Below are 21636 nucleotides of genomic sequence, written 5' to 3' on the forward strand. Positions count from 1 at the left end.
CCGCCCCGGGCCGGCTTTTTTATCGGCGCAGCCGCCCCTCGCAGGCGCGAGCGCCGCGCACCGCACCGCACCGCACCGCACCGCAGCCGCGCAGCCAACGCAAACCGGCGCGCACAGCGGCCATCGCCCCGCGATGCCGGCACGCCCGGCAAAGTTCGCCTGCGAACACACACGAGCAGCGAGGGTTTTGCTAGTTTTAGCGCGCAATCGATCCGCCGGCGTCGCGATGGGGCGCAACGCCGCGGCCTCCCGCCTGCCGCACCGAGGTCCGGTGGCGCAGACGACGGGGCGGGCATGCACCGGCATGCGCCCTCCCCGCGTCGACGACCAACCACGAGCGTGCGCTGCGATGCCACAACGCATCGACCGGATCAAGAACCTGGCTTCGGTGTCGCAGTTCCGCGTCGGCGCGCTGCTGGTCCAACCCGATCGCCTGGCGATCGTGCGCGACGGCGTGGTCACCGCGCTGGAGCCGCGCATGATGGAGGTGCTGGTCGCGCTGGCCGAGCGCGCCGGCGAGGTGGTCAGCGCCGAACAACTGCTGATCGAGATCTGGCGCGGCACCTTCTACGGCGACAACCCGGTCCACAAGACCATCGCCCAACTGCGCCGCCGGCTCGGCGACAACAGCCGCGAACCGGAGTACATCGAGACCATCCGCAAGCGCGGCTACCGGCTGGTGGCAACGGTCGCCTTTCCCGACGACTACCGCAGCGGCCTGCCGCGCGCCGCCGCCTGGACCGAAGGCAGCCCCTACGTCGGCCTGCGTTCGTTCGACGAAGCCCACGCCGGCGTGTTCTTCGGCCGCGCCCGAGCCACCGCCGAGCTGCTGTCGACCCTGCGCGAACAGGTGCAGAGCCAACGCCGCTTCGTCCTGGTCTCCGGCGCCAGCGGCTGCGGCAAGACCTCGCTGCTGCGCGCCGGGGTGATGCCGCTGCTGCAGCAGGCCGGCGGTTTCGACGGCCTGCACGCACTGTCGACGGTGTACTTCGACCTGGGCATCTGCCGCGGCGGCGACGTGCTCGCGCGCCTGGCCCAGGCCCTGTGCGGCTGGAGCCTGGCCGGCCGGCCGGTGTTCCTGGCCCTGGAAGCCGACGCGCTGGCGCTGCAATTGCGCGACGCGCCGGAGGCGCTGCAGGCGCGCATCGCCGACGCCTTCGTCCGCCTCGGCGGCCAACGCGCCGCCGAGGCGCACCTGTTGCTGGCGATCGACCACGCCGAAGCGGCGGTGGCCGAACCGGCGATGCTGGAGCGCGACCGCGAAGAGCTCGGCGCCGCCCTGCGCAGCCTGTGCGCTTGCGCCGGCGTCGCCGCGATCGCGATCACCCGCAGCGACTTCTACCCGCGCCTGATCGAAGAGGTGCCGGGCATCGCCGAACTCAAGGCCGGCGACGGCCATATCGACCTGTTGACCCCGCGGGTGGGCGAGATCGGCCAGATCATCCGCGCTCCGGCCGCGCTGGCCGGGCTGAGTTTCCAGGAGGACCCCGACAGTTCGGTGCGCCTGGACGACCTGCTGCGCGACGCCGCCGCGCAGCATCCCGATTCGCTGCCGCTGCTGCAGCACACCCTGCAGGCCCTGTACGAACGCCAGGCCCCGGGCGGCGTGCTGAGCCTCGCCGCGTACCGCGCGATCGGCGGCCTGGAAGGCGCCCTCGCCCACCGCGCCGAGCAGGTCTACAGCGAACTGCCCAGCGATGCGCAGGCCAGCCTGGAGCAGGTGCTGGCGGCCTTGATCGTGATCCGCCCCGACAGCGACGCGGTCACCGCGCGCCGGGTGTCGTGGTCGTCGCTGCCGGCGCCGGCGGCGCGCGAGCTGGCCGAGGCCTTCATCCGCGCGCGCTTGTTCGTCGGCGAACTCAGCGGCGGCGAGCCGGGTTTCGGCGTCGCCCACGAAGCGCTGCTGCGGCAATGGCCGCGCGCGAGAGAGTGGGCGCACGACAACCGCCAACTGCTGCAGGCGCGCGAGCGCCTGCAGCGCGCGACCCGGCGCTGGATCGACGGCGGCCGCCGCGCCGACCACCTGCTCAATCCGGGACGGCCGCTGGCCGAGGCGCAGGAAGCCGCGCGCCGCCTGCCGGCCGAACTCGGCCCGGGCGAGCGCGAATTCCTGCACGCCTGCGAGCGCCAGCAGCTACGCAAGCGCTGGCTGCGCACTGCCGCCCTGGGTTCGCTCGGCGTCCTGGCCCTGACCGCGACCGGCCTGGGCCTGCAAGCCTGGCAGGCGCGGCGCGAGGCCGAACGGCACCGCGACCAGGCGCAGCAACTGGTCGGCTTCATGCTCGGCGATCTGGCCGAACAGTTGCGGCCGCTCGGCAACCTCAAGCTGCTCGACAGCGTCGGCAGCCAGGCTCTGCGCTATCTGGAGCGCATGCCGGACGCGCGGATGCAGCCAGGCGAATTGCTCAGCCACGTGCGCGCCTTGCGCACGGTCGGCGAAGTGCTGATGAACCAGGGCCGTTTCGACGAAGCCCACCAGGCGTTCGAGCGCGCCGCCGCGGCCTTGCGCCTGGCCCGCCAGGCCGCGCCCGATTCGCTGGACGCGCTGGCCGAGTCGGGCACGGTCGCCTATTGGCAGGGCTACTACGACTACCAGCAAAAGCGCTTCGACCCGGCGCATGCGCATTGGCGCGAATATCTGCGCGCCAGCGAAACCCTGGTCGCGCGCGCGCCGGCCGACCCGCGCTGGCAGTTGGAGCTGTCCTACGCCTTGAGCAACCTCGGCACGCTCGCCCACAGCCGCCAGCGCAGCGCCGAGGCCGCCGATCTGTTCGCGCGCTCGGTGGCGATCAAACAGCGGCTGCTGGCGGACAAGCCCGACGACAAGCCGCTGCGCTTCGACCTGGTCGATAGCCTGTCATGGCTTAGCAGCTCGCAGGAAGCGCGCGGCCAGCTCGACGCCGCCGCGCAAGGCTACGTATTGCAGAACCGGATGCTGCGCGAGCTGGTGGCCAGCGAGCCCGACGCCGACGCCTGGCGGCGCAAACTGGCGACCTCGCTGTTGCGCAGCTCGATCCTGGCCATCGATCGCGGCCGTACCGAACAGGCCGCGACCGAAGTCGACGAAACCCTGACCCTGCTGCGCGCGCTGGTGCGTCAGCAACCCGACAACAGCACCTGGCGCCGCGACCTCGCCCACGCCTATGCGCATGCGGGTCGGATCGAGACCCTGCGCGGCGCGCGCGAGCGCGCGGCCGCGCTGCTGCGCGAGGGCCGCGACAGCCTGGCGCCGCTGCTGACCGGACAGGAGCCGCTGCCGGAATGGCGCCGGGTCGGCGCGCTGTTGGACCTGCGCCTGGCCGAGGTCGATCCGCAAACCGCGAGCCAGCCGCAGTTGATCGATCGCGCCGTGGCCGAGCTGGCCGCGCTGCAGGCGCAAGCGCCGGGCGACGCCAAAAGCCTGGCCGCGCTGGCCTGGGCCCTGGCCTGGCGCGGCGAGCGATCGGCCGCGCGCGGACAGACCGAACTCGCCCGCGCCGACTGGACGCGCGTGCGCGATCTGGTCGCCGCCCGCGCCACCGATTCCAGCGACCGAGCCCTGCTCGACGCCTGGAGCCGCGCCCAGGTCCACCTGGGCGCGCGCGATGCCGCGGCGCGCCAGCTCGACTGGTTGCGCAGCAGCGGCTATCGCCACCCCGACTTCATCGCCTTCTACGATCCATCCACCCGCTAGGAAGCTCCACCATGCCCAAAGCCAAGGCCCCCAAGCCCATCGTCATCGAATTCACCGTCGCCTACGTCGTATTCGGCGGCAACGCCGGCGGCGGCCAGTACTTCTACAGCTTCTCGCCCGACGTGGTCATGGCCTACAAGGACCAGAAGCCGGTGCAGATGATCTACAAGCTCGACGAAGGCGTGTCCAAGCACTTCGTCATCGAGAGCCTGCTCAGCTCCGACGCCAAGGACCAGATCTACGACATCAAGATCGCCGCCGACGGCCGCAGCGTCAGCCTGATGAACCGCAACGACCAGCCGACCCTGATCTTCTTCTCGGTCCTGGTCCGCGACATGAAGCGCAAGGCCCTGGTTCCCTGCGATCCGCAGGTCGGCAACGATCCTGAGATCACCCCGCAGGCGGACAAGACCAGGAAGACCAGCAAGAAGGCCAAGTAACCGCCGAGCGCGGCGCTCCGGGCGCGGCCGGCGCCCGGAACGTCTCGCCGAACGGTCAGCCTCCGTCCTTGCGGATCAGGCTTTGGCAGTAGACGACCATCGAATCGGCCGCGTTGCGTTCCTTCGCGCCCGTCCGCAGCGCGATCTCGATCTTGCCGGTCAAGACCTCCAGCGCAGCGCGTTCGTCCGCTGTCCAGTCCTTGTATTTCGCCGACGCCTCGTAGCGGCCGATCGCGGTCAGGCTCTTGCCGTAGTCGTCGACGATCGCGCCGCGCCGGCTCGCGCAGTGCTTCCACGCTTGCAGCAATATCGGATTCAGCTTCGGCGTGTCGCCCGAGCAGGATCTGGCGCCGCAAGCCTGAGTCCCGTTCAGGCCCTCGCTTGCCGTGACGCAGTTGTCGCGCCGCATCGCGTAAGGAAGCAGCTGGCAGCCTTGCAGCTTGGATCGCCGCTCCACGTCTTTCTTGTCCAGATCGTCGCTATCGTCCGGCTGCGACGTGGTCTCGCCCGCCTCGATGCGCGGCGACGTCGCGACGAGCGTCGTCGCCAACGCCATCAGACACGACAGCGTCAGAAATCGCAGTGTTTTCATGGTCGGCTCTCTCATCTGGAAGAAGTTCGCGGCGGCCGATGCCGTCGCGTCGTCCCGCAGCGCGGCAACGCGGCGCCACTGTGGCGGCGCAACGCGCGCGGCACCTTACCGGCGGCTTACGATCGCGCCCGCAACGCACGCTGCGCGCACTCACCTTCGATCACTGCTGTTCGCCCGCGCTTCCGGACACCGCCGTAAACGCCTGAAACCACGGGCCGATGCGAACAGTAAGGTTGCCGTAAGGCGCGCCGTTGGCGACGCGCCCACAGTCGGTGGCCTCGGACGGCGCCGTGCCGCATCCGGGATCGCGGCGCCGTCCGGCGCGCGGTATCCGCACGGACCCGCCACGCGGCGGGCTCAGGGAGTCAGGGCCATGCTCAAGAATCAACCGCAGGATGCCAACAACGCCCAACCGGGCGACAACGACAACGACGACGTCGTCTCCGTGTTCCGCGACCAGGCTTACGAGCGTCGTGCGCAGCAGCACGCTCTTGTCGCCGACGATGCGGCCGCCGCGGGCGACTACGACCAGAAGCCATGGGGCTTGCTGTACAGCGCGCTGATCAACTCGCTGGGCGTGACGCCGGACACGTTCCAGCTGGTGTATCCGTACACCAAGTGGAACTGGGCGACCGCGCAGGCCGGCTACATCGGCTCGGCGCAGTACGACTTCTGCTCGACCGTGCCGCAGTGGAGCGCGGTCGGCAGCTACGTCTCCAGCGGCGACCGTTTCAACGACGCCTACCAGCAGTTCCTCAACGTGATCCTCGCCGCTACCGACGATCCCAAGCTGCGCCAGCAGATCCGCGATGCCGACCAGCAGGTCACCAAGGCGAGCAACGACTACGACACCATCTATCGCCAAGCCGAAACCAGCTACGGCGACAAGGTCAAGGACAACGACCCCTCGTTCAGCGACTGGCTCGGCTCGGCGGCCGGCAAGGGCTGGGCGACCAAGCTCGCCACCGCCGAAACCAAGTTGTTGCAGACCCAGAAGACTTACAACGCGCTGGTCGCGAAAGCCAATACGCCGGGCCTGGCGGACGCGCAGAAGCAGTTCGCCAACGAAGACTTCTACGCCCGGCTGGAATCGGCCGCGCTGCAGAACTTCCCCAAGGTGCCGTACTGGGCGGTGGCGCAGGACTCGGCCGAATGGGTCGACGCGGTGCTCGCCGGCGAGGGGCCGGCCGGCGCGACCATGGGCTTCACCGCGCGCGACTCGTCCTACGACTACAAGAAGACTTGGGCCGGCGGTTCGGCGTCGGTGCGGCAGTGGTTCTGGGAGGTGCAGGTCGCCGGCAAGTGGGAGCGCGTGACCCAGTTCGAGAGCGACAGCCAGCTCGAAGTCTCGCTGGAGTTCGAAGCGATCGACCAGATCCAGATCCAGCCTTCGGGCTGGTACAACGGCCCGGTGGTGCGCAGCCTGTCCAAGGGCCCGTACACCACCGGCTACAGCGAGTTCGGCGGGGGCGGCACCAAGGCCGTGTTCGGCGAGAAGGGCTTCTTCACCCTGCTCAAGACCGGCATGATCGTCGGCTTCAAGCCGAGCTTCTCGATCCGCACCAGCAAGTCGACCTTCGACTCGTTCAAGCAGAAGTTCAGCGCCGCGACCGGGCTGCGGATCGGGCCGTTCGTGTTCGAAGCCGCCGGCGGCAGCGAGCAGGCCGGCTGGAACGCCAGCGCCTCCGGCAACAGCTTCACCGGCACCACCACCTCGAACCAGGCGCTGATCATCGGCGTGAGCATCTCCAAGCTGCCCTGAGCGCGAGCCGGGGGCGACCGCGCGATGGCCGCCTCGGGCCGGTAGAAAGACCCAGGCGACGCCGGCCGGGGCCTCCCGGCCGGCGTCGCCGTTTTCGGGGCGCTCCGAGTCGCAAACGAGCCCGAAGGTCCGGACTTCGGCGACGGCGCTGACGTACCTCGCTTCGGATGTCGCGGCTCACGCCGCTCCTACAGGCGGATGCGCGGCGTCGATCCCTCCTCCCTGCCGCAAATGCCGAAGCCCGGCCGCCCGGGCTTCGGTGGTGGCGCTGAGGTAGGCCGCTTCGAGAGGTAGCGGCCAGCGCCGCTGCCCCGGACCTTCGGCCGCAGCGATCACTGGATCTGGCAGAAGGTCTGGTAATGGTCGGGCGTGTAGTAGCGCATCTCGACCACGTTCTTGCGCTCGCCCATGGTCACCAGATAGACCAGGCGCCGCTGCCCGGCGGCGCCGTCGTCCTTGCGGATCTTGCCTTCCCAGTACTGCTGGCCGCGCCCCGCGCGCGGCAGCTTGGCCGGGTCGTTGTTGTAGACCCGCACGTCCATGCCGGCGCGCTCGCAATCCGGGATCGGATTGGGGTTGGTGATGCAGTACGACATGGTGCGCATGGCTTCCTTGATGTCCGGCGGCAAGCTGCGGCAGACCGGCGGCTTGGCCGCGTCGGCCTGGGCCAGCGTGGGCGCGGCGGCCAGCAGGGCGAGCAGCACGGAGGTGGCGATCTTGGCGTTCATGGTCGTTCTCCTGGAGGTCGCCGAGGCCGTCGAGGGCCGGCGACGAAGCGCGGCAAGGAAGACGGCGCTGTCCTTGCGGAATGCGAGCGGACCGGCCGCGCGGTCCGCGACGCCGGGGATCGGCGTCCGCACAGCGACCATGACGCCGCCTCGAAGGCTTCGCCTTACCGCGAACTTACGATCGCGCGCGGTCTGCGTCGCAGTCGCGCGCGATTCGCTAAACCATTGATCCATCTCAAAATCGGCAACCGTAAGGTTGCCGTAAGGTGGCGTGTGGCCGGTTCAAGCAACGCTGAGACACCGGGTCGCCGCGTGCCGCTGCCCGGGATCGCCCCGCCGTCCGGCGGACGAGACCGGGCACGGCCGCCGACCGCGCGGCAGCAGCAAGGAGCCGCTCATGTCCCAGTCCGATTACCTGGCCCCCGACGCCGAAGAGACCCTCGACGTGCAGGACGACCTTGGTCCGCTTTCGCAATTCCGCCACGGCGCCCAGGACCGGCGCCTGCTCGAACTCGCCCGCCTGGATGCCGGCCTGGCCGCCAATCTCGACTTCGACGACAAACCCTGGGGCCTGCTCTATCGCGCCCTGATCGACTCGCTGTACGCCTCGCCGGACGATTTCCAGATGATCTATCCGGCCCAGCCCTGGGACTGGCCGCGCACCCAGGCCGGTTTCATCCCCGGCGCCCAGTTCGACTTCTGCGCCACCGCGCCGCAATGGAGCGCGATCGCCGCCTTCGTCTCCAGCGGCGACACGGTGCACCAGGCCTATCAGCAATGCCTCAACGTCGCCCAGGCCGAGACCGAGTACCCGAGCCTGCGCCGGCACCTGATCGACGCCGAGGACGAACTGGTCGCGGCGACCAACCAATACACCCTGGCCGCGACCTCGGCCGCCTCGGTGCACGCCAACCGCGGCGGCGAGGACGCCCCCAGCTTCAGCCAATGGCTGGGCAGCCGCGACGGCCGCCCCTACCAGAACCGCATGATCGCCGCCGAAGTGCCGATGAACCAGGCCCAGGCGCACTACGCCGCGCTGGTCGCGCAATGCGACAACGCCGAGCTCGGCGCCGCCCAGCGCCGTTGCGGCGACGAAGCCCATCGCGTGCGCCTGGCCGACCTGGACCTGCTGCGCATGCCGAAAGTGCCCGACTGGCGCATCGCCGAGCACGCCGAGGCCTGGACCGAACGCGCGCGCCGCGACGACGGCCCCGCCGGCGTGACCCTGGGTTTCAGCAATCGCGAAGCGCCCTACGATTTCGGCCAGACCTGGGCCGGCCGGCAAAGCAAGGTGCGCCGGCTGTTCTGGCAGCTGCGCATCGACGACCGCTGGGAACGCATCGACGAGTTCGAATACGACCACCAGCTCGAGCTGTCGCTGGACTTCCGCGCCGTCGACCGCATCGCCATCGCTCCCGGCGACTGGTACGACGGCGACTTCGCCCGCAGCCTGATCGACGGCCCGTTCGCGCACGGCTACAGCGCCTTCGGCGACGAACGCAGCCAGGCGGTGTTCGGCGAAAAGGGCTTCTTCGGCCTGGTCAAGCGCTCGATGTACGTCGGCTACAAGCCCAGCTTCGCGATCCGCACCACCACCTCGACCTTCCGCCGCTTCGGCTATCCGTTCCAGGCCGCGACCGGCTTGCGCATCGGCCCCTTCACCTTCGAGGCGCAAGGCGGCAGCCGCGCCGCCGGCTGGCGCGCCGACGCGGCTACCCGCACCTTCACCGGCACGACGACTTCGGACGTGCCGATGATCATCGGGGTGGGGATCGGGGAACTGCCGAACGCTTGAGCCGGGAACGCAGCGGCCGGCGACGAGCAGCCGGAACAGCGAAGGCCAGCGCTCGTTCCCCGCCGTCTGCGAGGCGGCGCAGCCGCCGCCTCGTCGCTCGCCGTCAGCCGCGACCGAACACCCGCGGGCAATTGCTGCCCTCGCACTCGCCGGTGGCCTCGTGCAGCAGCACCGACTGGCCGAGGTCGCCGCGCGGCGGGTCGACGCCGACCGGCACGAACAGGATCGCCGCGGTGCTGCGGCCGAGTCCGGCCGGCAGTTCGAAGCTGCGCACCACGCGGAACCGCGGCACGCCGGCGAAACGGCGGTCGAAACGCTTGGCGGCCTCGCCGGAGCCGCGCCAGCCGCGCAAGTCCGGGTCGCTGGCCACGATCAAGGCGCCGCGCTGCCAGGGCTCGGCGAAACGCTCGACCGCGTTCGCCCCGCCCTCGTCCGCCGCGCGCAGGAATTCGCCGAGCGCGCGGCCGAAGGCGTTGCTGTTCGTGCCCTCGGCGGGGTCTTCGGCGGCGATCGCTCGGGCCAGTTCCGGCACGGCCGGCAGCGGCCGCCGCGACCGCTCCAGCAGCGCCGGCGGCAGCGACGAGCGACGTTGCTTCAACCCAGCGATCTCCGCCTGCGCGCGCACGATCTCGAAAAACGGCTGCGCCGCCGCGCCGCCGGCCGCATCGATGCGCGCGCGCACCTGGCGCGAGCCGCCGGCGTCGTCGCGCAGCTCGGCCTCGATCAACAAGGCGCCTCGCGCCAGTTCCGGCTGGCGATACAGCCAGGTCCAGGCCCAGCCGCGCCAGGCGCCGTCGTAGCGCGGGTCGGCGCGCAAGGCGCGCTCGAACATCGCCTGCGCGGCGTCGCGCTGGCGTCGCAAGCGCTCGCGCTTCAGCGAGCCGATTTCGCCCTCCGGCATCGGCGTCGACAACTCGCTCATGAAGGCGCGCAGGCGGCGGATGCCGAGTTCGCGCGCGGCCAGGCTGCTGTGCGGATCGGCATCGAGCGCGATGGTCAGTTCTCGCTCGATCGCGGCATCGGACTGCGGGCCTTCGCGCGGCCGTCCTTCGTCCTCGCCGATCAGACGCTGATACGCCGCCATCGCCGCTGCGTACTCGACCGCGTCCGTCGGCTGCGGCCGCTCGCGCGCCAACTGCGCCAGCATGGCCAATTGCTGGCGATAGAACGCGTCGCCGCGCGAGGCGTTGCGCGCCGCCGCTCGGATCAGGCGCGCGCTCTCGGCTTCGTAATCGGCCTGGCTCAGCCCGGGCGGCGGGTCGATCTCGATCGCCGGCGTCACTCCCGCCAGTTGCATCCGCGCCGTAGCCTCGCGCGATTGCGCCGCCTCCTGGCCGGCCTTGCGCTCGCGCTGCACGACCATGTAGCCGTGTCCGAGCAACAGTACGCCCAACACAGCGGTCGCGATCGCGGCGCGCGTGGCCAGTTCGCGGTCGCGGTCCTCGTAGGCGCGCCAGGCCACCGCCAACAGGCTCGGCACGCCCGCCAGCACCAGGCCGGCGCGGAACCAGCGGTCGCCGGCATTCGCCTGCGGCGGCGACAGCCACTGCCCGAACACCGTCATCGCCCACATCGGCAGCGACATCAGCCAGCCGGTGTAAGGGGCCAGCACCAGCACCACGAAAAACACCAGCACGCCGATCTTCAGCCAGGACAGCCACGAGGGACGCCAGCGCATGGGCAGGACGATGCGCATCATCGGGTCTTCAACAGCCGCGGCAGGGTCACCGCGAACACCCAGCACAGGACCAGGAACGCCGCGCCCAGCCCGGTCATCAGCATCGCATCGAGCCAGGCCTCCAAGGGCCTGTTGGCCGGATCGGGCTGCAAGGCCGCATATGCCCGGTGCAGGCCCTGAGCGATGAAGGCGAACAGGACCGGAAAAGCGACCGCGAGCATGCCGCGCGATTTCGTCGCCAGGCGCAGATTCGACCACCACGCCGGACGCGGCAACCGCGCCGGCGCCGCCGCAGGAGTCAACCGCGGCGGCGGCCGGCCCAGACGCGGCGCGCGCAGCCGCGCCGCGGCCGGTTGCGCCGCCGGCATGCGCGGCGGTTCCACCACCGGCCGCGGCTTGGCCTTGCGCGCGGTCTTGGCCAGCAGGTCCTGGCGCGCGCACGAGGCGCAGGCCTGGCCGGCGTAGTGTTGGTGTTCGCGCTCGCGCTTGCACACCACCAGCCGGCCGCTGGACGGACGCGCGTAATCGCGCAGCGCCGCGCTCCAGTCCGCCGCGCTGGGCCGCTCGCCGCCGTCGCCGAAGGCGCGATCGAACAGTTCGCGCAACTCGCGCGGCACGCTGGCGTGGGCGCTGACCGGGCTCGGCGCCATCAGCCGGTGCGCGCGCAGGCCGTAGGCGTAGTAGCGCTCGCGAATGCGGCTGGGAATATCGGTCGGCACTCGGTCCGCGCCGGGCTTGCCGGTGTAGGGATGCAGGCCGAAGTTGAGCAGTTGGAAGATCACCACCGCCAGGGCGAAACGGTCCTGCGCTTCCTCGCCGAGCGGATCCGGCCCGCGTTGCTGGAACTCGGGCGCCAGGTAATCGGGAGTGAATTGCGGCGCGGAGTAGCGCCGGCCGCGGCCCTGGATGCTGAAGCCGTCGCAATCGAGCAAGGCGATGTACAACGAGGCGCGATAGAAGCGCAGATTGACCGGCTTGAGGTCGACCACGTAATGGTGCTGCGCGTGCAGGGCCGCGAGCACCGCGGCGAGGTTGGCGGCCAGGGTGATCTTCGGCCCCAGGCCGACCGGCAACCCGGCCGCGCGCGCCTGGCGCTCCTGCAGCACCTGCTCCAGTTCGGAGGTCGATTGCACGTCCAGTGCCGGCATGGAAAAGCCGACGAAACCGCCGCGCTCGTCGCGCACCGCCGCGTCCGGCCAGGCGATCTGCACGTAGCGCTTGCCGCCTTCGAACTGGTCCGGCAACTGCGGGCGCAGCTCGAGCATGGCCTCGACCCGGTCGGTATAGCTCGGCGGATCGACCCGCTCGTGGTAGATCTTGGCCACGCGTTCGGGAAACTCGGGCAGCAGGTAGACGCTGCCCGCGCCGCCGCTCTTGATCAGCGCGCCCAGGCGGGTACGCCGGTCGCCGATGCGGACGCTGCTGCCGCTGGCCGGACTCTTGCTCACCGGCTCAAGCCCGCAGCGCGATCAACAGGGTCTTGTCGTCGGAGGTGATGCCGTGCGTCCGCGGATCGTCGAGCGTGCCGTGCAGGGCGCGGCTGCCGGCGGCTTCGTCGACCGTGCGCAGATAACGCTCGACCGGCTCCATGAACGGACGATACAGACCGGCATTGCCCTTCTGCATCGCGAACGGCATCGCCCCGTCGGACATCAGCGCCACCCGTTGCACCGGCTCGTCGACCGCGAGCACGCGCAGGCAGGCGCGCCAGGCTTCGCCGGTGACGAAGTAGGTTTCGTTGGCGTATTCGCCGTTGTGCGGCAGCGAGATCCGCGCCGGCGCGTCGGCCTGCGCCGGTTCGGCCACGCCGAGGCCGTCGCCGATGTGCACGAACCAACCGCGCTGCGCATCGCCGACGAAGGCGACCAGGGTCGCGGCGTAGCTCGACAAGGCCGCGCCGTCGCGCCCGGCGCGCGCGACCAGCGCCTCGCGCGCCAACCCGACCGCTTCGCCGGCGAAACCGGCGAAGGCCGCCTCGTCGGCCTGCAGCCAGTGCGGCTGCGCCGCCAGGCGTTCGCCCAGCGTCGCCACCACCGCATCGGCGATCAGCCGCGATCCGATGTCGCTGCGAGCGGCCGAACCGGCGCCGTCGCATACCGCCGCGACCAGACGTTCGCCGTCGACCCGGTACGCGAACGCGTCCTGGCACGGGATGTCCTTGTCGAGGTGGGATTTGCCGGTCGCCGACGCCGCATGTACCTGCCAGCCCATGACCCGGCGCCGCTCAGGTCGGCACCGCGGACCAGGTGTCGGTCGAAGGCAACTGGGCCTGTCCGCCCGGCCGCGACTGCGACACCACCTGCATGCTCGCGCTGAGCCACAGGAACAGTTCGCGGAACTGCAGCCCGTGCAGGCGCTTGACCCCGGCCAGGCCCTTGCTGCTGAACTGGCCCATGGCCTGTTCCTGCGAACCCTCGCCGACCGCGATCGGGAAGATCGCGACCTTGTTGGCCTGTTCGGCTTCGCGCGCGCGCTTGGCCGCCGCTTCCCAGGCGTCGGTCGGCGAACCGTCCGACATCAGGAACAGCCACGGCCGGGTGTAGGCGACGCCGGCCTGCTTGAAGCGCTGCTTCTCGTTCTCGATTTCGCTCAGCGCCAGTTCGACCGCGCGGCCGGTCGGCGTGGTGCCGTCGGCTTCCAGGGTCGGCGCGCTGAAATCCATCGCGTCGCACCAGTCGCCGACGACTTCGGCATGGTCGAAGCCGCCGTAGCGGATCACCAGCACGCGCACGCGCTTGGCCGCGATCACGTCGTCCTTGAGTTCGCGCTCGAGCAGCTTGAGTCCTTCGTTCAACTGCCCCACCGGCGCGCCGTTCATGCTGCCGGAACAGTCGAGCACCAGCACCAGCGGCGTGCGCTGTTCGGTGTTGTCGACCAGGGATACGTCGGGGATCGCCGTCTGCGTCATGGCATTCCTTTGCGATGGAGGAAAGCCCGAGTATAGCCGCGCCGCGCCCGGCCCGGTCCAGCGCCCGGCCTTGGCGCCCGCCGCGGCAAGGGCGGCGCAGCGAACGGCCGCCCCGGCCGGCCCCGGCCTAGAGCGAATCCTGCGGCTCGATCACCGGCGCGTCCTCCGGCACCCGCGCACAGCGGCCGCTGCGCGAGACCCAGGCTTCCCAGCACCAAAAGCCCCAGGCCGCGACGGTCAGCACCGAGGACACGATCGCCAGGACCACGGCGCTGCCGCTGACCAGCGGCGAAACCACCCCCGCCAACAGCGCGTTCACCACCAGGCCGCCGAAGGCCTGCAGCGACGAAGCCGAGCCGCGCTGATGCGGGTACATGTCGAGGATCGACAAGGTCACGATCGGGAACACCAGGGCGATGCCGAACGCCAGGATGCACATCGGCAGCACCGCCCACGGCACCTGCGGCGCCGGCGCCAGCAGGTTGTAGCCCAGGTTCACGGCGATGGCGAGCGCGCAGAAGCCGAAGCCGATGCCGACCAGGCGATCGCCGCTGATCTTGCCGGCGGCGCGGCCGGAGGCGAACGAGCCCAGCACCATGCCGCCGATGGTCGGCACGAAGAACCAGGCGAACTCGCGTTCGCTGAGCTTGAGGATGTCGAGCACGAACGCCGGCGCCGAGCCGATGTACAGGAACAGCGCGCCGAAATTGAACGCGCCGACCGCGGTCAGGCGCTGGAAACGCGGGTTGAGCCAGATCGCCACGTAGTCGCGCAGCAGCCGCTTGGGCTTGAGCGACAGCCGCGCCTGCGGCGGATGGGTCTCGGGCAGGCCGAGGGCGACCGCGATCCACAGCAGCACCGAGAACCCGACCAGGAACCAGAAGATCGCCGGCCAGTGCGCCCAGCCGAGGATCCAGCCGCCGATCACCGGCGCGATCGCCGGGGCGATGCCGAAGATCATCATCACCTGGCTCATCAGCCGCTGGGCGTCGTCGCCGTGCAGCAGGTCGCGGATCACCGCGCGGCCGACGATCAGCCCCACCCCCGCCGAAAGGCCTTGGATCGCGCGGAAGAACAACAACGTCGACAGTTGCTCCGACAAAGCGCACGCCACCGACGCCAGGGTGAACACCCCCAGCCCGCCGAGGATCACCTTGCGCCGGCCGATCGCGTCCGACAGCGGCCCATGCACCACGCTCATCAGCGCGTAGGCGATCAGGTACACGCTGATGGTCTGCTGCATCGCCAGCTTGTCGGCGCCCAGCTCGGCGCCCATCACCGGGAACGCGGGGAAGATGGTGTCGATCGAGAACGGGCCGAACATCGCCAGCCCGCCCAGCAACAGAGCCAGGCGGCGGATCGACAACGGCAGCGCCCGTGCGGGCGCCGAAGACTGGGAAGGTGCGCTCATCAGCTCGCGGCGTTGGATGCGTCGGTGTCGATCGGGACCTCGTCGGGCGGGCCCTTGAGCTCGACCAGATTGCCTTCGGGGTCGTACAGGTACTGCGAGGGGCCCTCGCCTTCGGCGCCGTAACGCGAACCGAAATCGCCGATGCGCGCGCCGTGGGCTTGCAGATGGGCGACGATGGCGGCGCGGTCGAACGGCTCGGCGCGCAGGCACAGGTGGTCCATGTTGCGGCCCTCGGCGCCGGCCGGCGCCCCGCCCATGCGGCCGAGCTTGCCGTTCACGTCGACCAGATCGATCAGCGACAGGCCGGCGCGCAGCTGGACCAGGCCGATCTCGTCCTGGCGCCGCTCCAGGCGGCAGCCGAGCACGTCGCAGTAGAAAGCCGCCATCGCCGCGGTGTCGCGCACCCGCAGGACCACGTGATCGAGGTGCAACAGACTGAACGGTCGCTCGGACATCGTCGGGCCTTATCGCATGAACGGGGCGTCAGCATACTCCCGCCCGGCCGGCGGCACGGGCGGCGGAGTTGTTTCGATTTGTCCGTAAGGCCGGCGCGGGCCGCCGCGGCGCAGCCCCGGCCCGCACGCCACTGACCGAGGCCGCTGACCGAGGCCGCGGCCGGCGCCACCCGGGGCTGCGGCCGCCGCCCCGGCCCCGTCCCCGCCGCGCTCGCCAGCGGCTATAATCGGCGGCTTGACACCCGCGGTGGGAGAAGCGGCCGGCCCCTGGCCCGTCGCTGCCGAAGGCGCAACGCCCGTAATCGCTCAGGCCCCATACCGCCGTCGGGTACAAAACTCTGGAGAGACCGACCGGCCCGCAGCGACACGCGGGACGGAACCGGCGCCGAAGGTGCACGAAGCGAGCGCGGACAGGAGCGGCCTTAGCGCCCCCCTCCCCCAAGCGGCCTGAGCCGCAGCGCGCTTCCAAACTCTCAGGCAAAAGGACAGAGGGGCGCCTCGCGTGCGGCACCGCACGCTGCCAACGGACGCCCCTGCCCATGAGCCACAACGCCACTTCCCTGCGCGATCTCGAGCACCACGACGCCTTCATCGAGCGCCATATCGGCCCCAACGACGCCGAGATCGGCCACATGCTCAAGCAGGTCGGCTACGACTCGCTCGAAGCGCTGACCGACGCCATCGTTCCCGGCTCGATCAAGTCGACCCAGCCGCTGGCCCTGCCGGCCGCGATCAGCGAAGTGGAGGCGCTGGCCAAGGTCCGCGCCATCGCCACCCGCAACCAGGTGTTCCGCAGCTTCATCGGCCAGGGCTATTACGGCACCCTGACCCCGAACGTGATCCTGCGCAACATCCTCGAGAACCCGGCCTGGTACACCGCCTACACGCCCTACCAGGCGGAAATCTCGCAGGGCCGGATGGAGGCGCTGATCAACTTCCAGACCATGGTCGCCGACCTGACCGGGATGGAGATCGCCAACGCCTCGCTGCTCGACGAAGGCACCGCCGCGGCCGAGGCCATGACCCTGGCCAAGCGTTCGGCCAAGTCCAAGTCGAACCTGTTCTTCGTCTCCAAGGACGTGCACCCGCAAACGCTGGAAGTGCTGAACACCCGCGCCGAAGCGATGGGCATCGAGCTGCAGGTCGGCGACGACAACGAAGCGCTCAACAGCGACAGCTTCGGCGTGCTGCTGCAATACCCCAACACCTACGGCCAGATCGGCGATCACAAGGCGCTGGCCGACGCCGTGCACGCGCGCGGCGGCCTGGTCGCGGTCGCGACCGACCTGCTCGCCCTGACCCTGATCGCCGCGCCCGGCGAATGGGGCGCCGACATCGTGGTCGGCAACAGCCAGCGCTTCGGCGTGCCGTTCGGCTTCGGCGGCCCGCACGCCGCCTTCATGGCCTGCCGCGACGCCTACAAGCGCTCGATGCCGGGCCGCCTGATCGGCGTCTCGGTCGACACCGAGGGCAAGCCGGCCTACCGCCTGACCCTGCAGACCCGCGAGCAGCACATCCGCCGCGAGAAGGCCACCTCCAACATCTGCACCGCGCAGGTGCTGCTGGCGGTGATGGCCTCGATGTACGCGGTCTACCACGGCCCCGAGGGCCTGACCCGGATCGCCCGCTGCGTCCACCGCCTGGCCGCGATCCTGGCCGCCGCGCTGCGCCAGGCCGGCCTGACCGTCGGCCCGGATTTCTTCGACACCCTGGACGTGGTCGGGGTCGACGCCGACGCCCTGCGCGCCAAGGCCACCGCGGCGCGGATCAACCTCAACTACTCCGGCGACCCGAACCGGGTCGGCATCAGCCTGGACGAGACCACCACCCGTGCCGAGGTCGTCCAACTGGCCGCGCTGTTCGGCGCCCGCATCGACGACATCGACGCGCTCGACGCCGCCACCGCCGACGCCCTGCCGGCCGGCCTGCGCCGCCGCAGCGCGTTCCTGCAGCACCCGGTGTTCAACACCCACCACAGCGAACACGAACTGCTGCGCTACATGCGCTCGCTGGCCGACAAGGACCTGGCGATGGATCGCACCATGATCCCGCTGGGCAGCTGCACGATGAAGCTCAACGCCACCGCCGAGATGATCCCGGTGACCTGGCCGGAGTTCGGCAACCTGCATCCGCTGGCGCCGGCCGACCAGGCGGTGGGCTACAAGCAGCTGATCGACGAGCTCGAGGCGATGCTGGTCGAATGCACCGGCTACGACGCGGTCAGCCTGCAGCCGAACTCCGGCGCGCAGGGCGAGTACGCCGGCCTGCTGGCGATCCGCGCCTACCACCGCTCGCGCGGCGAAGGCCATCGCGACATCTGCCTGATCCCGGATTCGGCCCACGGCACCAATCCGGCCTCGGCGCAGATGTGCGGCATGACCGTGGTGGTCACCAAGACCGACGCCAACGGCAACGTCGATGTCGACGACATCCGCCGCAACGCCGAGAAGTACAGCGACCGCCTGGCCGCGATCATGATGACCTACCCGTCCACGCACGGCGTGTTCGAGGAGGAAGTGGTCGAGATCTGCGAGATCATCCACAAGCACGGCGGCCAGGTGTACACCGACGGCGCCAACATGAACGCCCTGGTCGGCGTGGCCAAGCCGGGCAAGTGGGGTTCGGACGTCTCGCACCTGAACCTGCACAAGACCTTCTGCATCCCGCACGGCGGCGGCGGCCCGGGCGTCGGCCCCTGCGCGGTCAAGTCGCACCTGGCCCCGTTCCTGCCGCGCACCCTCGGCGGCGACGGCGCGGTCGGCATGGTCAGCGCGGCCAGCTACGGCTCGGCCTCGATCCTGCCGATCTCGTGGATGTACATCACCATGATGGGCGCTGCCGGCCTGCGCAAGGCGACCCAGGTCGCCCTGCTCAACGCCAACTACATCGCCAAGCGCCTGGCCCCGCACTACGAGACCCTGTACACCGGCCGCAACGACCTGGTCGCGCACGAGTGCATCCTCGACCTGCGCCCGATCAAGGACGCCACCGGCATCGGCGCCGAGGACGTGGCCAAGCGCCTGATCGACTTCGGCTTCCACGCCCCGACCCTGAGCTTCCCGGTCGCCGGCACGCTGATGGTCGAGCCGACCGAGAGCGAATCGCTGCACGAGCTGGACCGCTTCATCGACGCGATGATCCAGATCCGCGACGAAATCCGCGCGGTCGAGGAAGGCCGCCTGGACCGCGAGGACAACCCGCTCAAGCACGCCCCGCACACCGCCACCCAGGTCACCGCCAGCGAGTGGACCCGCGCCTACCCGCGCGAGCTGGCCGCGTTCCCGCTGCCCTCGCTGAAGCTGCAGAAGTACTGGCCGCCGGTGTCGCGCGTGGACAACGTCTACGGCGACAAGAACGTGATGTGCGCCTGCATCCCGGTGGATGCGTACAAGGAAGAGGAAACCGAGGCGTAAGCATCGGCAGCCATCTCGCTCGAACCGAAGGCCCCGCTCGCGCGGGGCCTCTTCGTACATGCGCCGCGCACGAACGGCTTCAGCGGCTCGTCAACGCGCCGGATCGACCCGCCGAACGCTTTCGATGACCGACCTCACATACTTCGCGCGGATGGCGGGATCGGACTGGATGCGCCAGGAAAGCGCCGCGGCCTCGTCGCCGAACCGCCGCCCCGCGCTGGCCGAAAAAACGAAGAAGGCCGGCTCGGAGTAACCGGGGAACTTTTTCAACCAGTCGATGCATTCCTCGACTTCGAACGGCTCGCCGAAGTCGGCCCAACGGATGTAACGCGACCAGAACCGGTAAGGCGCCGTTTCCGACACCCAGCCGGGCGGCTGTCGCAACATCGCCGACCGGCGTTCGCCGGCCCCGGCGACAAGCCGCCGATCCAGCCCGTTGGCCGCCGAGAATCCGTATTCGGACATCTGCCAGTAGAGCACCAGCAAGTTGATGTAGCCGTCGATATCGCGACCGCCGGCCGCGAGCGTTTCCTCGTAAGCCGAACATGCCGCCGCGAAATCGCCGCCCGCCTCCAATCGCAAAGCTCTGGCAAAACTCATCGCTGCGCTCCGTTCGGCCGCAAATCCCGCCCCGGTCGGGCGCATGCTTGCGCGCCCGACGGCATCTATCGATCCGTCCCCGGCCCCGCCTCGGCCCGGGAGCCGATCACCACGGAAAAATGACCTGCCCGGGCGCCGACCTCGCGCAGCACATCCTCGGCGACCGCATCCGAGGATCGGTACAGCACCTGCCCGCCCTCCACCACCGCATAGAAGGGCGCGAACGCCGTCAACAGCACTTCGCCGCGGAACGAGTTCGCAATGCCGTCCAGGCCGACCAGACGGTCGAACACGTACGCGGGCGCGTCCTCGTGGCGGCACAGCCACGACGACGACGCGCCTATCGCCCGCAGATCGCCGTGTTTGTGCACCGTCAACGACTCCACGCCCTGATGCATCGCGGTCGTAAGCAACTCGAGCGCGATCGCGATATCCAACTTCAGCGCGGTATCGAGAAACATCTCAGGGCGCTTGCGGATGGAATCCAGCGCCGATAGAACCTGAATCATCTAGTCTGGCTCCTGCCATCTGGCGGCGCGACAGCGCCGGTTTCGTGCGATGGGCCGAACGATGGAAGCATCGTCGGCAAGCCTGGCGCTCCTTGGCCTGGCTTACGCGATCGTCCGTCCGGGACTCGGCCGTTCCGCCTCGACCAGGCCCGCCGCCGCAGATCGCGTCTGCCGGCCCAAGCCTTGCCTGCGTTCCAGCATCGCTGGTCGCGGGGTGCCATTTGAAGGCGTACGAGACGTATGCCGGGCTATCGCCCGATTAGGCAAGACCCATTCGACAAGACCCGTTCGACTCGGCGCTGTCCATGCCGATCGCAGCGGATGCCCGGCGCCGGCAGAGGCCGGGTCCGGCGACGGCTGCGCTGAGCATTCGCAAGCCCGGCTCGGCAATCTCATCGTCATTGCCGCTCGCTCGCCCCTTCCATTCGGCGCCAGGGGACCGCCGTCCGTCGCCCCGGATAATGTGCTTTCTTCGCGCTGGCGCAGCTTGAGCCTGCCACGGCGGCCGCAAACCCCGGCCTGGAAGGCTGCGCGTCGGATGCGGTTCAGCGTCCGCGCCTTCGCGGTCAAGCCCGCGGTCTATACTGGGCCGTCGTCCGGGCAGCGTAACGAACATGCAGGACCCGATCGTGCAAGCCCCTATCGCGCAAGATCCCTCCGAGCGCCTGCTCAAGGTCATCCAAACCCAAACCGACATCGCCCGGCTCGGCCTGGACCTCGGCGGCGTGATGCAATTGGTGACCGTGCGCGCCCAGGCCCTGACCGGAGCGATCGGCGCGGTGGTCGAACTGGCCGAGGGCGAAGACATGGTCTACCGCGCCGCCGCGGGCATCGCCGAAGCCAGCCTGGGCATGCGCCTGCGCCGCAACGCCAGCCTGTCCGGCCATTGCGTCGCCGAGGGCCGGCCGCTGCGCTGCGACGATTCGGAAACCGATCCGCGGGTGGACCGCGAGGCCTGCCGCGCGGTCGGCCTGCGCTCGATGATCGTGGTGCCGTTGAAGCACCACGAATCCACGGTCGGCGTGCTCAAAGTGATGTCGGCGCGCACCGCCGGCTTCGACGACGCCGACCTGCAGGTGCTCGACCTGATGTCCGGCCTGATCGCCGCGGCGATGTACCACGCCGCCAAGTACGAGACCAACGAGCTGTTCCACCAGGCCACCCACGACGCCCTGACCGGCCTGCCCAACCGCGCCCTGTTCTACGACCGCCTGCGCCACAGCCTGGCCCTGGCCCAGCGCGACGCCTGCCGCATCGCCGTGCTCAACCTGGACATGGACGGGCTCAAGCCGGTCAACGACCGCCACGGCCACCGCGCCGGCGACGCCGCGATCCGCGAGTTCGCCCAACGCATGAAAAGCAGCTCGCGCGCCGGCGACACCGTGGCCCGGGTCGGCGGCGACGAATTCGCGGTGATCCTGCCGCGACTGGAACGCGGCGACAGCGCCGAAACCCGCGCCCGCCGCTTCGCCGAATCGCTGCAGCCGCCGTTCGAGTTCGAACAGCGCCCGATCCCGCTTGACGCCAGCATCGGCTACGCGGTCTACCCGGACGACGGCCTGGAACTGGGCGAGCTGCTGGAGAAAGCCGACCAGGCGATGTACCAGGTCAAGCGCAGCAAGAAGGGCGTGCGCGAATCGGCTTGAGCGCGGCGCCCCGCATGCTTCGCCGA

16 protein-coding genes and 1 riboswitch are annotated in these 21636 nt (G+C 70.1%); of the genes, 6 read left to right on the forward strand and 10 right to left on the reverse strand.

Going from position 1 to position 21636, the window contains the following annotated elements; all coding sequences use genetic code 11:
* The first annotated feature begins 349 nt into the window (after nucleotides 1–349).
* Nucleotides 350–3673, forward strand: a complete 3324-nt coding sequence (locus tag AC3A57_RS11030; protein ID WP_487578964.1) for an nSTAND1 domain-containing NTPase — start codon at nucleotides 350–352, stop codon at nucleotides 3671–3673.
* 11 nt (nucleotides 3674–3684) lie between these two features.
* Nucleotides 3685–4113, forward strand: a complete 429-nt coding sequence (locus AC3A57_RS11035) for a hypothetical protein (protein ID WP_487578965.1) — start codon at nucleotides 3685–3687, stop codon at nucleotides 4111–4113.
* A gap of 55 nt (nucleotides 4114–4168) precedes the next feature.
* Here AC3A57_RS11035 and AC3A57_RS11040 read toward each other — a convergent pair whose 3' ends face one another.
* Complete coding sequence (locus AC3A57_RS11040; RefSeq protein WP_487578966.1) at nucleotides 4169–4720, reverse strand: hypothetical protein; 552 nt, start codon at nucleotides 4718–4720, stop codon at nucleotides 4169–4171.
* Nucleotides 4721–5078: 358 nt separating this feature from the next.
* On the opposite strand from AC3A57_RS11040, the gene AC3A57_RS11045 reads away from it, so the two are divergent.
* Nucleotides 5079–6467 carry a hypothetical protein gene (locus AC3A57_RS11045; protein ID WP_487578967.1) on the forward strand — a complete coding sequence of 463 codons (1389 nt, stop codon included), beginning with the start codon at nucleotides 5079–5081 and terminating at the stop codon, nucleotides 6465–6467.
* Nucleotides 6468–6799: 332 nt separating this feature from the next.
* On the opposite strand, the gene AC3A57_RS11050 is transcribed toward AC3A57_RS11045, so the two are convergent.
* The gene (locus tag AC3A57_RS11050) at nucleotides 6800–7195 is read right to left on the reverse strand and encodes a ribonuclease domain-containing protein (protein WP_487578968.1); all 396 of its coding nucleotides are present in this window, start codon (nucleotides 7193–7195) and stop codon (nucleotides 6800–6802) included.
* A gap of 397 nt (nucleotides 7196–7592) precedes the next feature.
* On the opposite strand from AC3A57_RS11050, the gene AC3A57_RS11055 reads away from it, so the two are divergent.
* On the forward strand, nucleotides 7593–8990 hold the full coding sequence (locus AC3A57_RS11055) for a hypothetical protein (protein WP_487578969.1): 1398 nt from the start codon (nucleotides 7593–7595) through the stop codon (nucleotides 8988–8990).
* Nucleotides 8991–9093: 103 nt separating this feature from the next.
* Here the strand turns inward: AC3A57_RS11055 and AC3A57_RS11060 are convergent, their stop codons facing one another.
* From AC3A57_RS11060 to AC3A57_RS11085, 6 genes are all read right to left on the reverse strand, one after another.
* On the reverse strand, nucleotides 9094–10689 hold the full coding sequence (locus AC3A57_RS11060) for a hypothetical protein (protein ID WP_487578970.1): 1596 nt from the start codon (nucleotides 10687–10689) through the stop codon (nucleotides 9094–9096).
* Nucleotides 10686–12116, reverse strand: a complete 1431-nt coding sequence (locus tag AC3A57_RS11065; protein WP_487578971.1) for a hypothetical protein — start codon at nucleotides 12114–12116, stop codon at nucleotides 10686–10688. Before AC3A57_RS11065 ends, AC3A57_RS11060 begins: the two co-directional genes overlap by 4 nt.
* Before the next feature lie 4 nt (nucleotides 12117–12120).
* On the reverse strand, nucleotides 12121–12879 hold the full coding sequence (locus tag AC3A57_RS11070; protein WP_487578972.1) for a PP2C family serine/threonine-protein phosphatase: 759 nt from the start codon (nucleotides 12877–12879) through the stop codon (nucleotides 12121–12123).
* Nucleotides 12880–12892: 13 nt separating this feature from the next.
* Nucleotides 12893–13576, reverse strand: a complete 684-nt coding sequence (locus AC3A57_RS11075) for a vWA domain-containing protein (RefSeq protein ID WP_487578973.1) — start codon at nucleotides 13574–13576, stop codon at nucleotides 12893–12895.
* 127 nt (nucleotides 13577–13703) lie between these two features.
* Complete coding sequence (locus AC3A57_RS11080) at nucleotides 13704–14987, reverse strand: multidrug effflux MFS transporter (protein WP_487578974.1); 1284 nt, start codon at nucleotides 14985–14987, stop codon at nucleotides 13704–13706.
* Nucleotides 14987–15442: a VOC family protein gene (locus tag AC3A57_RS11085; RefSeq protein ID WP_487578975.1), complete on the reverse strand. Its 456-nt coding sequence runs from the start codon at nucleotides 15440–15442 to the stop codon at nucleotides 14987–14989. The genes AC3A57_RS11080 and AC3A57_RS11085 overlap by 1 nt, the downstream gene beginning before the upstream one ends.
* Nucleotides 15443–15680: 238 nt before the next feature.
* Nucleotides 15681–15773, forward strand: a riboswitch (glycine riboswitch).
* A gap of 208 nt (nucleotides 15774–15981) precedes the next feature.
* Here AC3A57_RS11085 and gcvP point away from each other — a divergent pair.
* Nucleotides 15982–18855 carry an aminomethyl-transferring glycine dehydrogenase gene (gcvP, locus tag AC3A57_RS11090; protein ID WP_487578976.1) on the forward strand — a complete coding sequence of 958 codons (2874 nt, stop codon included), beginning with the start codon at nucleotides 15982–15984 and terminating at the stop codon, nucleotides 18853–18855.
* A gap of 90 nt (nucleotides 18856–18945) precedes the next feature.
* Here the strand turns inward: gcvP and AC3A57_RS11095 are convergent, their stop codons facing one another.
* Both AC3A57_RS11095 and AC3A57_RS11100 read right to left on the reverse strand, forming a co-directional pair.
* Entirely contained in the window at nucleotides 18946–19455 is a 510-nt protein-coding gene (locus tag AC3A57_RS11095; protein WP_487578977.1) for a hypothetical protein, read from the reverse strand.
* Nucleotides 19456–19520: 65 nt separating this feature from the next.
* The gene (locus AC3A57_RS11100; RefSeq protein WP_487578978.1) at nucleotides 19521–19964 is read right to left on the reverse strand and encodes a hypothetical protein; all 444 of its coding nucleotides are present in this window, start codon (nucleotides 19962–19964) and stop codon (nucleotides 19521–19523) included.
* Nucleotides 19965–20593: 629 nt separating this feature from the next.
* On the opposite strand from AC3A57_RS11100, the gene AC3A57_RS11105 reads away from it, so the two are divergent.
* Entirely contained in the window at nucleotides 20594–21610 is a 1017-nt protein-coding gene (locus AC3A57_RS11105; protein ID WP_487578979.1) for a diguanylate cyclase domain-containing protein, read from the forward strand.
* Nucleotides 21611–21636: the final 26 nt, after the last annotated feature.

Source organism: Lysobacter sp. Soil_C_15 (assembly GCF_057657315.1).

What these genes read in the sequence shown, in the direction of transcription:
- AC3A57_RS11030 (WP_487578964.1), top strand. Translation starts at nt 350, where the DNA reads ATGCCACAACGCATCGACCGGATCAAGAACCTGGCTTCGGTGTCGCAG.
- AC3A57_RS11035 (WP_487578965.1), top strand. Translation starts at nt 3,685, where the DNA reads ATGCCCAAAGCCAAGGCCCCCAAGCCCATCGTCATCGAATTCACCGTC.
- AC3A57_RS11040 (WP_487578966.1), bottom strand. Translation starts at nt 4,720, where the DNA reads ATGAGAGAGCCGACCATGAAAACACTGCGATTTCTGACGCTGTCGTGT.
- AC3A57_RS11045 (WP_487578967.1), top strand. Translation starts at nt 5,079, where the DNA reads ATGCTCAAGAATCAACCGCAGGATGCCAACAACGCCCAACCGGGCGAC.
- AC3A57_RS11050 (WP_487578968.1), bottom strand. Translation starts at nt 7,195, where the DNA reads ATGAACGCCAAGATCGCCACCTCCGTGCTGCTCGCCCTGCTGGCCGCC.
- AC3A57_RS11055 (WP_487578969.1), top strand. Translation starts at nt 7,593, where the DNA reads ATGTCCCAGTCCGATTACCTGGCCCCCGACGCCGAAGAGACCCTCGAC.
- AC3A57_RS11060 (WP_487578970.1), bottom strand. Translation starts at nt 10,689, where the DNA reads ATGATGCGCATCGTCCTGCCCATGCGCTGGCGTCCCTCGTGGCTGTCC.
- AC3A57_RS11070 (WP_487578972.1), bottom strand. Translation starts at nt 12,879, where the DNA reads ATGGGCTGGCAGGTACATGCGGCGTCGGCGACCGGCAAATCCCACCTC.
- AC3A57_RS11075 (WP_487578973.1), bottom strand. Translation starts at nt 13,576, where the DNA reads ATGACGCAGACGGCGATCCCCGACGTATCCCTGGTCGACAACACCGAA.
- AC3A57_RS11080 (WP_487578974.1), bottom strand. Translation starts at nt 14,987, where the DNA reads ATGAGCGCACCTTCCCAGTCTTCGGCGCCCGCACGGGCGCTGCCGTTG.
- AC3A57_RS11085 (WP_487578975.1), bottom strand. Translation starts at nt 15,442, where the DNA reads ATGTCCGAGCGACCGTTCAGTCTGTTGCACCTCGATCACGTGGTCCTG.
- gcvP (WP_487578976.1), top strand. Translation starts at nt 15,982, where the DNA reads ATGAGCCACAACGCCACTTCCCTGCGCGATCTCGAGCACCACGACGCC.
- AC3A57_RS11095 (WP_487578977.1), bottom strand. Translation starts at nt 19,455, where the DNA reads ATGAGTTTTGCCAGAGCTTTGCGATTGGAGGCGGGCGGCGATTTCGCG.
- AC3A57_RS11100 (WP_487578978.1), bottom strand. Translation starts at nt 19,964, where the DNA reads ATGATTCAGGTTCTATCGGCGCTGGATTCCATCCGCAAGCGCCCTGAG.